Source organism: Pseudomonas sp. GW822-FHT07A10, from assembly GCF_058798795.1.
In genome coordinates this window covers 149099-160665 of record NZ_JBXAKV010000016.1, presented here as the reverse complement: position 1 = coordinate 160665, position 11567 = coordinate 149099, and the positions used below count along the sequence as shown (strand labels likewise).

Annotated in this window: 11 protein-coding genes; 4 read left to right on the top strand and 7 right to left on the bottom strand. The window is 60.7% G+C overall.

Annotated features, from left to right (window positions below):
- Positions 1-516: 516 nt before the first annotated feature.
- The gene (locus AC1RL4_RS24045) at positions 517-966 is read left to right on the top strand and encodes a DUF6124 family protein (protein WP_230174285.1); all 450 of its coding nucleotides are present in this window, start codon (positions 517-519) and stop codon (positions 964-966) included.
- 187 nt (positions 967-1153) lie between these two features.
- On the opposite strand, the gene nagE is transcribed toward AC1RL4_RS24045, so the two are convergent.
- The 7 genes from nagE to AC1RL4_RS24010 all read right to left on the bottom strand — a co-directional run bounded on the left by nagE (position 1154) and on the right by AC1RL4_RS24010 (position 9917).
- A complete protein-coding gene (gene nagE, locus AC1RL4_RS24040; RefSeq protein WP_028940328.1) occupies positions 1154-2869 on the bottom strand; it encodes an N-acetylglucosamine-specific PTS transporter subunit IIBC in 1716 nt (571 codons plus the stop codon).
- A 32-nt stretch (positions 2870-2901) separates the two neighbouring features.
- Positions 2902-5418 carry a phosphoenolpyruvate--protein phosphotransferase gene (ptsP, locus tag AC1RL4_RS24035; RefSeq protein ID WP_230174287.1) on the bottom strand — a complete coding sequence of 839 codons (2517 nt, stop codon included), beginning with the start codon at positions 5416-5418 and terminating at the stop codon, positions 2902-2904.
- A 34-nt stretch (positions 5419-5452) separates the two neighbouring features.
- Positions 5453-6475: an SIS domain-containing protein gene (locus AC1RL4_RS24030; protein ID WP_026331846.1), complete on the bottom strand. Its 1023-nt coding sequence runs from the start codon at positions 6473-6475 to the stop codon at positions 5453-5455.
- Positions 6456-7562: an N-acetylglucosamine-6-phosphate deacetylase gene (nagA, locus tag AC1RL4_RS24025; protein WP_019581071.1), complete on the bottom strand. Its 1107-nt coding sequence runs from the start codon at positions 7560-7562 to the stop codon at positions 6456-6458. The genes AC1RL4_RS24030 and nagA overlap by 20 nt, the downstream gene beginning before the upstream one ends.
- 15 nt (positions 7563-7577) lie before the next feature.
- Positions 7578-8309 carry a GntR family transcriptional regulator gene (locus AC1RL4_RS24020; protein ID WP_230174289.1) on the bottom strand — a complete coding sequence of 244 codons (732 nt, stop codon included), beginning with the start codon at positions 8307-8309 and terminating at the stop codon, positions 7578-7580.
- A gap of 486 nt (positions 8310-8795) precedes the next feature.
- A complete protein-coding gene (locus tag AC1RL4_RS24015; RefSeq protein WP_205889985.1) occupies positions 8796-9299 on the bottom strand; it encodes a L,D-transpeptidase family protein in 504 nt (167 codons plus the stop codon).
- 66 nt (positions 9300-9365) lie between these two features.
- Complete coding sequence (locus AC1RL4_RS24010) at positions 9366-9917, bottom strand: NUDIX hydrolase (protein WP_019581068.1); 552 nt, start codon at positions 9915-9917, stop codon at positions 9366-9368.
- 146 nt (positions 9918-10063) lie between these two features.
- Between AC1RL4_RS24010 and AC1RL4_RS24005 the strand changes: the two genes are divergently transcribed.
- From AC1RL4_RS24005 to AC1RL4_RS23995, 3 genes are all read left to right on the top strand, one after another.
- A complete protein-coding gene (locus AC1RL4_RS24005) occupies positions 10064-10663 on the top strand; it encodes a CoA pyrophosphatase (protein WP_018927081.1) in 600 nt (199 codons plus the stop codon).
- Between the two features lie 68 nt (positions 10664-10731).
- Positions 10732-11256, top strand: coding sequence for a gamma carbonic anhydrase family protein (locus tag AC1RL4_RS24000; protein WP_007936184.1), 525 nt, complete (start codon positions 10732-10734; stop codon positions 11254-11256).
- Positions 11253-11474: a DUF1289 domain-containing protein gene (locus AC1RL4_RS23995; RefSeq protein ID WP_105340210.1), complete on the top strand. Its 222-nt coding sequence runs from the start codon at positions 11253-11255 to the stop codon at positions 11472-11474. Before AC1RL4_RS24000 ends, AC1RL4_RS23995 begins: the two co-directional genes overlap by 4 nt.
- Positions 11475-11567: the final 93 nt, after the last annotated feature.

Below are 11567 nucleotides of genomic sequence, written 5' to 3'. Positions count from 1 at the left end.
GGGTTCGACTGCGTCGAACGGCGCTGCGCGCCAATCCCCAGATGAACACCTGCGCTCAGCCTCCCGAAGGGGCGGGTGGGTCAAGATCAAAAGCGGCAGGCGAGCTAACGCTCGACCTGTAGTTTGGTGGGTGTACGCCGCTCCACTAATGTGGGAGCGGGCTTGCCCGCGATGGCGGTCTTACAGGCAATGATGTTTATTGATCTGTAAAAACTTCAGAACCTTCCCACAAGTCTTTCAGGTTGTCCGTCGGAAGTGGGCTCTCTAACCTTTGGACGTCGCTGCCAATTCAGCGATCGGGACTGCAAGCCCGCCGATAGTTTGTTAGGCACCTTTAAGCGCACCTATAATCGTGGCGCTTAAATCAATGGTCATCGATTTATGGTGGCTGTGTGCGGGAGATCTTCGGGTCTGCCGAGGTTGCCTAACGACTCGGTCTTGCAGACCCGCGCACAGCTGCCACCCATCATCTGCAAGTGATGCTGGTAGCTCCAACTTTTTGTTAGGAGTTTCACAATGATCAAAGACAGCCCAAATCCTCCAGAAACAGACGTAGAAACAGACGTAGAAACAGATTTAGAAACAGATTTAGAAACAGATTTAGAAACAGATTTAGAAACAAACATGGAAAACGAATCCGTTTCCCCCTACACCTGCCTCAATTCCAAAAAACTCCACGATGCCGCAATCCGTGCACTCGATCACTATCTCGCGCCACCTTCCCAGAAGAAGGTCAAAGCCGAGCAGCGTCCAAGTACGATCTTCGTCGTCGCGCCCAACGTAGATTCAGAAACCCTGTTGGCCCATGCCTGTGAAACACTGGCTTCGGCGAATGTCATGGCCAGTGAGTTGGCGTTCGATCTCACCGGCCCAGCCTGCAATCTGGCCTTGGGCATTCAGCAGATGATTTCGTTGGCGGAGTTGTCGGTGAACCGGGTGCTGGATCAGGTCGATCCGCAGGGGTAGCACAATGAAAAAGCCCGCTGGACCAGTGACGGTCAGCGGGCTTTGAGATTTTCATTGGGAGTGCGGGCCTCTTCGCGGGCAAGCCTCGCTCCTACAGGGGAATGGTGTCGGACATCGACGTGCAAACAACACATTCCTCGTAGGAGCGAGGCTTGCCCGCGAAGACTGACTGTCCCGCGCCTATGATCTAAACCCTGGCACTCACCTCACTGCGATTAACCAACGCTTCCAACGCACCACTCAAACTTGGCGCCTTGTCGCCAATCAACAGATGCCAAACGCCCCCCTCAAGTTGGCTGACACCCTGGCAACCAAGCGCTTTCAACTGGCCTTCCGACAACCCCGTGCCATCCGCCAGCTGCAACCGAATCCGGGTCATGGCGATGCAATCCATCTGCAGCACATTCTCGCCGCCGCCCAGCGCCTTCAACCATTGTTGGGCTTCAGTGTTCGTCACCGCCACAGGTTTTGGCTCATCGATATCAGCGGTAGGGGAGGCCACAACCGCGCGGCCCAAAGCCGGCATCGCCAACCGGATCTCGTCGGCAATGCTGTCTGCCATCGGCCCGACCACCACCTGCAAACTGCCGCCCTTGCCCGGACGCACTACCGCCATTGCACCCAACGCTTTCAAGTCCGCATCCGAGGCTTTGTTGCGATCAGCCATGTCCAACCGCAGTCGCGTGGTGCAAGCGCCGACCGTGATCAAATTCTCCGCACCGCCCAGCGCCTTGATATATGCCCCGGCGCGTTCATTCTCGGTGACCACAACTTTGTCGCCAGCCTGAACATCCTCACGCCCCGGCGTCTTCAGGTTGAAGCGGCGGATACAGAAATCAAACACCGCGTAGTAGATCACTGCATACGCCAGACCCACGGGAAGCACGCGCCAGCCGTTGGTGGATTCACCCCAGCCCAGAATCATGTCGATGAAACCGCCGGAAAAGGTAAACCCCAGGTGAATGTTCAGCAGGTTGGTGACGGCCATCGACAGTCCCGTTAGCAGCGCATGAAGCAAAAACAGTAGCGGTGCGAGGAACATGAAGGCGAATTCGATCGGCTCGGTGACGCCGGTCAAAAACGAGGTCAGGGCCATGGACAGGAAGATCCCGCCCATGACTTTGCGCCGTTCCGGCAGGGCGTTGCGGTACATCGCCAGGCACGCGGCGGGCAGGCCGAAGATCATCATCGGGAACATGCCGGTCATGAACTGGCCGCCTTTCGGGTCGCCGGCAAAGTAACGTGACAGGTCGCCGGTCACCAGTGCGCCCGTGGTCGGATCGGTGAAGTTGCCGAACACGAACCACGCCATGTTGTTGAGGATGTGGTGCAGGCCGGTGACGATCAGCAAGCGGTTGAACACGCCGAAGATGAACGCACCAAAGCTGCCGCTCTCCATCATCAACGTGCCGAAGCCGTTGATGCCGTGCTGGATCGGTGGCCAGATGAAACCGAAGATGACGCCCAGGCCGACGGCAGCGAACCCGGTGACTATCGGCACGAAACGCCGACCGCCGAAGAACGCCAGGTATTCCGGCAGCTTGATGTCTTTGAAGCGGTTGTACAGCGCACCGGCCATCAGGCCGCTGACGATCCCGGCCAGCATGCCCATGTTGATGCTCGAGTCGAGCACCTTGAGGGTGGAGATCATCACCAGATAACCAATGACCCCGGCCAGGCCTGCGGTGCCGTTGTTGTCCTTGGCAAAACCGACCGCGATGCCGATGGCGAAGATCAGCGCCAGGTTGGCGAAAATCACCTGGCCGGCGTCGTGGATGATCGCGATGTCCAGCAGGTCAGTGTCGCCCAGACGCAGCAGTAACCCGGCAATCGGCAGGATCGCGATCGGCAGCATCAGCGCGCGACCGAGGCGCTGCAGGCCTTCGATGAAGTATTGGTACATGGCGGATCTCCCTGGATTCTTATCGTTGTTGTTCAGCTCAGAGGCCATTGCTGGTGACAGGCGTGACGCACCGCGCCGGCGCTGCTCAGCTTGAGCAGGTCCTGGCTGATGCGTCGGCATTCGGTGGCGTCGAGGTGGCGTACGCGGTCCTTGATTTCACCGATTTGCACCGGGCTGACCGACAACTCGCTGACGCCCAGGCCAATCAGTACCGGCGTGGCCAACGGATCGGAGGCGAGGGCGCCGCAGACCCCGACCCACCGGTTATGCACCGCGGCACCGGCGCAGGTCTGGGCGATCAGCCGCAGCAGCGCCGGGTGCATCGCATCGACGCGGGAGGCGAGGCCGGCGTGGTCGCGGTCCATGGCCAGGGTGTATTGCGACAAGTCGTTGGTGCCGATGGACAGGAAGTCCGCGTGCTCGGCCAGTTGCTCGGCCAGCAGCGCGGCGGCCGGAACTTCGATCATCACGCCCAATTCCGGGCGCTCACTCACATTGAGTTCAATGCACAACGCGTCGAGACGCTGGCGGATGTGCAGCAACTCATCGACTTCAGTGACCATCGGCAACAGGATTCGGCAGCGCGACAACGGGCTGACTTGCAGCAGGGCGCGCAGCTGCTGATCCAGCAGCTCCGGGCGCACCTGAGCCAGACGAATGCCGCGCAAACCAAGCACCGGGTTCGCTTCGACAGGGAGCGGTAAATAGTCGAGCTGTTTATCGCCGCCGACATCGATGGTGCGGATGATCACCGACTTGTCGCCCATGGCGTCGAGCACGGCTTGATAGGCGACGTGCTGCTCCTGTTCGTCCGGCGCGGTTTGGCGGTCGACGAAGAGGAATTCGGTACGCAGCAGACCGACGCCATCGGCACCGTTGGCCAGGGCATCAGCTGCCTCGGCACTGGAAGCGACATTGGCGGCGACTTCGATTGGCAAACCATCAAGTGTCAGTGCCGGGACGTGAGCCTGAGACTGTTGAAGCGCGCGACGTTGCTGATGATCGAGTTGCGCCTGATGCACCTCGGCCAGGCGCTCGGCAGTCGGTATCAGTTCGAGGCGACCGCCGTCGGCATCCAGCACCACCGCTTGACCTTGCTCCTGATCGAGCAGCGTCGAGCCCAGTGCAACCATGCACGGCAAGCCTTTGCCGCGAGCGAGAATCGCCACATGGGACGTCGCGCCACCTTCGGCCATGCACAACCCGGCCACCCCTTGTTGGCTCAGTTGCAGCAAATCGGACGGGGTCAGTTCATGGGCGGCGACAATGGCGCCGGCCGGTACGTCGTAATGCCAGGCCTCACCCAGCAAGGCGCGCAGCACCCGTTGCTTGAGGTCACGCAGGTCGTTGGCGCGTTCGGCCAGCAACGGGCTGCCGAGTTGCAGCAGCACCTCGCATTGCACGTCGATGGATTGACTCCAGGCGTGAGTCGCGGCGATGCCTTGGTCGATGGATTGATGAGCCGCATCGAGCAGCGCCGGGTCTTCGAGCAATGCCAGGTGCGCGGCGAAGATCGCTTCTTCATCGGTGTTCTTGTGCTTCTTCGCTTGGGCCCGTGTGCCGTCGATTTCGCTGCGTACTTGAGTCAGCGCGGTGTCCAGCGCGTAACGTTGTTGCTTCGGCTCATGATTACCAGCATCTACTGGAAGACTGATCGAGTTCAGACGAAACAACGGCCCGCCCACCAGGCCTGGAGCTGCGCACACACCGTGCAGCACACCCGCTTCGGCGGGGCGATTGCGTTGGGCTATTGGCGTTGGTGCGGCAGCGTGGTTGTCTTCGGCCAGGGCTGTGGATAACGCGGCCAACAGGGCTTGCAGCGCCGCTTCGGCATCCGGCCCCTGGCAACTGACCCGGATTTCATCCCGCTCACCGACAGCCAGCCCCATCAGGCCGATCAAACTGTCGCAGGCCGCCGATTTACCGGCGAAGTGCAGCCAGGATTTGCTCTTGAACTGTTGGGCGGTTTGGCGGATCAGCGCCGCAGGCCGGGCGTGCAAGCCACCGCGATGGGCGACATGAACATGCCCTTGAACCTCGATGCCGAGCACTTCAATGTCGATCTGCGCGCTGTTCGTTACTTTCGGCACGATGTGCAGCAGCGGATCGCCCACCTTCACTGATTTCAGCGTAATCGGACGTGCTTGGAAGTCCTGACTGTTGGTCAGAATCATCAGGCTGACCAGGCTTTTGCACTGCTGCGCGACCTGGTCCAGGTCATAGCGCAGCAGCGGCTGGCCATTGCTGACCCGCGCACCTTCCTTGACCAGCATCGAGAAACCGACACCCTGCAACTCGACCGTATCAAGGCCCAGATGAAGCAGTAACTCGGCGCCGTTATCGGCGCGCAAGGTGATGGCGTGACCGGTGCGGGCGATGTGGATCACGACCGCTTCACAGGGCGAGTACAGAGTGTCGTTCAATGGATCGATGGCGATCCCGTCGCCCATGGCGCCACTGGCGAACACCGGGTCCGGGACTTTCGCGAGTGTGAGCACCGGGCCGCTGAGCGGGGCGCTGAGGGTCAGCTCTTTATTGTTGTTGTGCATGGCTCGGTCTCATCAGGAAAGCTTCAAATCGGACTCAGTGCGTGCGCGTCACTTTGCTCAAGTGACGCGGCTGGTCCGGGTCCATGCCACGGGCGACGGCCAAACCGGCGGCCATGACGTAGAAACTCTGGATCGCCAGAATCGGGTCCAGGGCCGGGTGTTCGGCGCGGGTCAGGGTCAGGTCGCGTTCGGCGACGTCATCTGGCGCGGCCAGCAGCACGCGGGCGCCGCGTTGACGCATGTCGGCGGCCAGGCTCAGCAACCCGGCCTGCTCGGCACCGCGCGGGGCGAAGATCAGCAGGTGGTAGTTCTCGTCGATCAACGCCATCGGGCCGTGCCGCACTTCGGCGCTGCTGAAGGCTTCGGCCTGGATCGCCGAGGTTTCCTTGAACTTGAGTGCCGCTTCCTGGGCAATAGCGAAGCCGGCGCCACGGCCGATCACCATCAAGCGCTGGCAATCGCGCAACGCATCGATGGCCTGGCTCCAGTCCTGTTGCGCCGCCTCACGCAAACCTTCCGGCAGGGCAAGGCCGGCCTCCAGCAATTCCACGTCTTCTTTCCAATGGGCGATCAGGCGGGCGCTGGCGGTGAGGGTGGCTATAAAACTCTTGGTCGCGGCGACGCTGCTTTCGGTGCCGGCGCACAGCGGCAGGCTGAATTCGCAGGCCGCTTCCAAAGGCGAGTTCTCGGCGTTGACCATGGAAATGCTCAGGGCGCCGCGCTTGCGCAGCAAACGCAGGCTGTTCACCAAATCCGGGCTCTGCCCCGATTGCGAGAAAGCGAACGCGACCTGGCCGCTGACCTTCAACGGCGCCTGTTGCATGGTCACCACCGACATGGGCAACGACGCCACCGGAATGCCCAATTGCTGCATGGTCAGGTAGGCGAAATAGCTCGCCGCGTGGTCGGAACTGCCGCGAGCCACGGTCATTGCCACTTGCGGCGGCTGACGGCGCAGGCGCGCGGCAATCTCGATCATCTGCGGGTCGAGTTGCTGCAATTGGGCTTGCACGGCCTCGAACGAGGACAGCGCCTCTTCAAGCATTTTTGAAGTCAATGTCTTCTCCTTCGACCATGACGGCGGTCAGTGTGAGTGAGCGATCCAGCCGCACGCAGTCGGCCCAGGCGCCGGGTTGCAGGCGCCCGCGTTCTTGGAGGCCGAGGTAGTCGGCGGGGAATTGCGAAAGACGTTGCGAGGCTTCGCTGATCGGCAGGCCGATCTTCACCAGGTTGCGCAGGGCCTGATCCATGGTCAGGGTGCTGCCGGCCAGCGTGCCGTCGGGCAGGCGCACACCGCCCAGGCATTTGGTCACGGTGTGGCTGCCGAGTTTGTATTCGCCGTCGGGCATGCCGGCGGCGGCGGTGGAATCGGTGACGCAATACAGGCACGGGATCGAGCGCAAGGCCACGCGGATCGCACCGGGGTGTACGTGGAGCAAGTCCGGAATCAGTTCGGCGTACTTGGCGTGGGCCAGCGCCGCACCGACGATGCCGGGCTCGCGATGATGCAACGGGCTCATGGCGTTGTAGAGGTGGGTGAAACTGCTGGCGCCGGCGGCCAACGCGGCGACGCCTTCCTCGTAACTGCCCAGCGTGTGGCCGATTTGCATGCGCACGCCGCGAGCGCTGAGGGCGCGGATCAAACCGTCGTGGCCGGCGATTTCCGGGGCGATGGTGATCACTCGGATCGGCGCCAGCGCCAGGTATTCCTCGACTTCGGCCATCAACGCGGTGTGGGCGAAATTCGGTTGGGCGCCGAGTTTTCCGGGGTTGATGTAGGGACCTTCCAGATGCACGCCGAGTACCCGGGCGCTGCCTTTGGGCCGCTGCTCGCAGAACTCGCCGACGGCTTTGAGCACGCTGGAAATCTCTTCGCTCGGCGCGGTCATGGTGGTCGCCAGCAGCGAGGTGGTGCCGAAGCGCACGTGGGTTCTGGTGATGGTTTCGAAGGCTGGCGCGCCTTCCATGATGTCTTTGCCACCCCCGCCGTGAACATGCAGGTCGATGAAGCCCGGGAGCAGATACGGCAGGTCGTTGTCCGCCGGATCGCAAGGTTCGCCTTCGATGGACACGACCTTGCCGTGTTCGTGAATCAGCCGGCCGCGAATCCAGCCGTGGGCGGTGAGGATGTTGTCTTCGGACATGATCGGCTCTCAGATTTAGCGGCGAAGCTCTGCGACGAAGTCGTAGTAGTCGTTGCGGCAATAGGTGTCGGTGACTTCGATCGGCGTGTTGTCTTCCAGGTAGCCGACCCGGGTCATCAGCAGCATGGCGGTGCCGGGGGCGATGCCCACCAGCGCGGCGAATTCGTCGGAGGCGTTGATCGCCTGAATGTGTTGCAGGGCGCGGACCACCGGTTTGCCGATGCCGTCGAGGTATTCGTAGAGGGAATCGCCCACCGCTTGCGGCTTGGGAGTGATCGAGGCGGGCAGGGTGCTCATTTCGATCGCCATCACTGTGTCGTCGGCTTTGCGCAAGCGTTTGAGCCGCGCGACCTTGTCATTGGGCGAGAGGCCGAGGCGGATCAGTTCTTCGTGGGTCGGCGGGGTGATTTCTCGTTCCAGCCATTGCGAGCCGGGGACGAAACCCTTGAGCCGAAGCATTTCACTGAAGCCCGAGAGGCGCGACAAAGGCTGTTCCAGGCGCGGGGTGATGAACGTGCCGGAGCCTTGGTTACGGCGGATCAGGCCTTGCTCTAACAGCACTTCCAGCGCTTTGCGTGCGGTGACGCGGGAGATGCCCAGTATTTCGCTGAGGTTGCGTTCCGACGGCATGGCCTGCTCGGCTTTCCACTGGCCGGCGTGGATCGCCGCTTCCAGATTGCGCGCCAGTTGCAGGTACAGCGGCGTGGGCTGGGTGTCGTCAGGGCGTAGTGCCTGTAGATCGTTCATGTGCGTTGGTCCGATGCGGATATTGGAGTGTTGTCGCCCGGTAATGCGGCGAAACTAATACCACTTAAATACCATGTCAATGCCGCTACTTTGCTGTTGACGCGTTAAAGCCAGCTCTGATTGATAGGGCCTAGAGGGGTTGGTTTGAAGTGGTATTAGAGGAGGGGGTATTGAAAGCAAAGATCGCAGCCTTTGATAGCGCCTACAGAGCGAATTGGTATCTACCCGCTAGGCGCTGACGAAGGCTGCGATCTTTTGAAATTATTTTTCGATGCCGACCGAAGGTAGCGGCCAGAACTTATGCTGGAGTTCGCTCGATCCCTTGTGGCGAGGGGGCTTGCCCCCGTTGCGTTGCGAAGCGGCGCCAAAAACTGCCACCTCGTTCCAACTGAATCACCGCGCTTGCTGATTTTACGACTGCTTCGCAGCCGAACGGGGGCAAGCCCCCTCGCCACAAAAGCTCGTCGCCAGCCTTGAAGGTAGCCGTTACGGGCGGATTTCGATCATCGTGCCGTCCGGTACCAGACCCCAGACTTCACGCATGTCCATGTTGCGCATGGCGATGCAGCCGTCGGTCCAGTCCAGGGTGTGGAACAGGTCTTCGGGGTTGTCTTCGGTGTCCGGGGTGCCGTGGATCATGATCATGCCGCCAGGCTCGACGCCTTCGCGCCGGGCGCGGGCGGAGTCGCTGATGTTGGGATAGGAAATGTGCATCGCCAGGTTGAAACGGTCGCTGGTCTTGCGCCAGTCCAGCCAGTAAAGGCCTTCGGGGGTGCGTTTATCACCTTCCATCAGTTTTGGGCCAATGGGGCGTTTGCCCAATGAAATGCGATAGGTCTTGAACGGCTTGCCGTCGTTGATCAACTGCAACTGGTGGGCAGACTTGAGGACCAGAACTTTTTCGATGACTTTGCCGTCCGGGGCGGTCGCGACGGAAGCCTGGGAGACTGCAACGAACGATAAGCAAAACAGGGCAAGCAACCAGCGCATTGAAACGATATCCCTAAGAGGTGTCGCGACTATTTTATTTATAGATGGTTTTTTACTAACAAGTGCTTAGATGATGGCAGGCTGAGCGAGTGGCGGGATCGATTCGGACCGCACGGGGTAGACCTCGGCCCGCCGGTCAGCGAAGAAGCATTCTAATGTACGGCCCACCGTGCGGAAAGCCAGTTCGCCCCAAGGAATATCGGCCTCTTCGAACAGCTGCACTTCAAGGCTCTCGGGGCCTGCGCGAAAATCCAGATCCACAAGCTCAGCGCGAAAGAACACATGCACCTGACTGATGTGCGGCACATCGATCAGCGTATAGATGCTCAGGTTGCGCACCCGGGCGCAAGCTTCTTCGGCGGTTTCGCGAATGGCGGCCTGTTCAATGGTCTCACCGTTTTCCATGAAACCGGCGGGCAGGGTCCAGTAACCGAGCCGTGGCTCGATGGCGCGACGGCACAGCAATACCTTCGAGCCCCAGGTCGGCACGCAACCGGCGACGATATTGGGGTTCTGGTAATGAATGGTATGACAGCTGTCGCAGACAAAACGCAGGCGCGAATCGCCTTCGGGAATGCGCTGGGTCACCGGGTTGCCGCATTGACTGCAAAATTTCATGCTTGGGTTCCTGAATGCTGCGCCTATCTTGGCGTGCAGCGGTGTCGGTCGGCAAGTTGTCGTTTCGCGACATGAGGCTGTTCGGGGGTTGGGCGGCCGGTGCGATTGGTGCATGATGCAGGGTAAGGCACAGATCGAGAAGACTCATGCTGGACGAGCTACTGCACCGGGTAAGCAATCACACACCGCGAACGCTGGAAACCGACCGACGTTTCCCCGAAGCCGCGGTATTGGTGCCCATCACGCGCAGTGACGAACCGGAACTGGTCCTGACCCTTCGCGCGAGTGGGCTCTCGACCCATGGCGGTGAAGTCGCTTTTCCCGGCGGTCGACGCGACCCTGAAGACCCTGATCTGATCTTTACCGCTCTGCGCGAGGCTGAAGAAGAAATCGGCCTGCCGCCGGGGCTGGTCGAAGTGATCGGCCCACTGAGCCCGTTGATCTCCCTGCACGGCATCAAGGTCACGCCCTATGTCGGCGTGATTCCGGATTTCGTCGAATACCTGGCCAACGATGCCGAGATCGCCGCAGTGTTCAGCGTGCCTCTGGAATTCTTCCGCAAGGACCCGCGCGAGCACACCCACCGCATCGACTATCAAGGCCACAGTTGGTACGTGCCGAGCTATCGTTATGGCGAGTACAAGATCTGGGGGCTGACGGCGATCATGATCGTCGAGTTGATCAACCTGCTCTATGACGCGAAAATCAGCCTGCACCAACCGCCCAAGAGTTTTATCAACACCTGAAGCCATCGCTCGTATGGCGTGAATCCCGCTTTTCGCTAGTGAGCCAGCCTGGCCTTGAGGACAACACGATGAAATACCGCTTGGGCGACGCCCGCGTCGAGACCCATCCGCAGAGCTGGGTCGCACCCAATGCCGTGCTGGTGGGCAAGGTCAAACTGGAAGAGGGCGCCAACGTCTGGTTCAACGCCGTGTTGCGTGGCGACAACGAATTGATCCTGATCGGCAAGAACAGTAACGTGCAGGACGGCACCGTGATGCACACCGACATGGGCTATCCGCTGACCATCGGTACCGGCGTGACCATCGGTCACAATGCCATGCTCCACGGCTGCACGGTGGGCGATTACAGCCTGATCGGCATCAATGCGGTAATCCTCAACGGCGCGAAAATCGGCAAGAACTGCATCATCGGCGCCAACTCGCTGATCGGCGAAGGCAAGGAAATTCCGGACGGTTCGTTGGTCATGGGCTCGCCGGGCAAGGTGGTGCGAGAGCTGACCGAGCCGCAGAAGAAGATGCTCGAAGCCAGCGCCGCGCACTATGTGCACAACTCGCAGCGTTACGCCCGCGATCTGGTCGAGCAGGAACAATGAGCACCCCTGAACGTGAGCGACCAGTCCCGTCGCCGTGCGTGAGCATTTGTGCGCTGGATGAGGATGACATTTGCACCGGGTGTCAGCGTACGGTGGAAGAGATCACCCGCTGGAGCCGGATGGACAATGAGGAACGGCGCAAAGTGTTGGGGTTGTGTCATGAGCGGGCGAAATCGAGTGGGCTGATCTGGATGTTGCCTTCCAAATCCGATTCCTGATTTTTTGTGGTAGCGCGGCTTTTGTGGCGAGGGGGCTTGCCCCCGTTGCGTTGCGAAGCGGCGCTAAACCTGCGACTTCATTCTTTCAGTCGT

Excerpts from the sequence above, each read along its gene's own strand:
- AC1RL4_RS24045 (WP_230174285.1), top strand. The coding sequence starts at position 517 with ATGATCAAAGACAGCCCAAATCCTCCAGAAACAGACGTAGAAACAGAC.
- nagE (WP_028940328.1), bottom strand. The coding sequence starts at position 2,869 with ATGTACCAATACTTCATCGAAGGCCTGCAGCGCCTCGGTCGCGCGCTG.
- ptsP (WP_230174287.1), bottom strand. The coding sequence starts at position 5,418 with ATGCACAACAACAATAAAGAGCTGACCCTCAGCGCCCCGCTCAGCGGC.
- nagA (WP_019581071.1), bottom strand. The coding sequence starts at position 7,562 with ATGTCCGAAGACAACATCCTCACCGCCCACGGCTGGATTCGCGGCCGG.
- AC1RL4_RS24020 (WP_230174289.1), bottom strand. The coding sequence starts at position 8,309 with ATGAACGATCTACAGGCACTACGCCCTGACGACACCCAGCCCACGCCG.
- AC1RL4_RS24015 (WP_205889985.1), bottom strand. The coding sequence starts at position 9,299 with ATGCGCTGGTTGCTTGCCCTGTTTTGCTTATCGTTCGTTGCAGTCTCC.
- AC1RL4_RS24010 (WP_019581068.1), bottom strand. The coding sequence starts at position 9,917 with ATGAAATTTTGCAGTCAATGCGGCAACCCGGTGACCCAGCGCATTCCC.
- AC1RL4_RS24005 (WP_018927081.1), top strand. The coding sequence starts at position 10,064 with ATGCTGGACGAGCTACTGCACCGGGTAAGCAATCACACACCGCGAACG.
- AC1RL4_RS24000 (WP_007936184.1), top strand. The coding sequence starts at position 10,732 with ATGAAATACCGCTTGGGCGACGCCCGCGTCGAGACCCATCCGCAGAGC.
- AC1RL4_RS23995 (WP_105340210.1), top strand. The coding sequence starts at position 11,253 with ATGAGCACCCCTGAACGTGAGCGACCAGTCCCGTCGCCGTGCGTGAGC.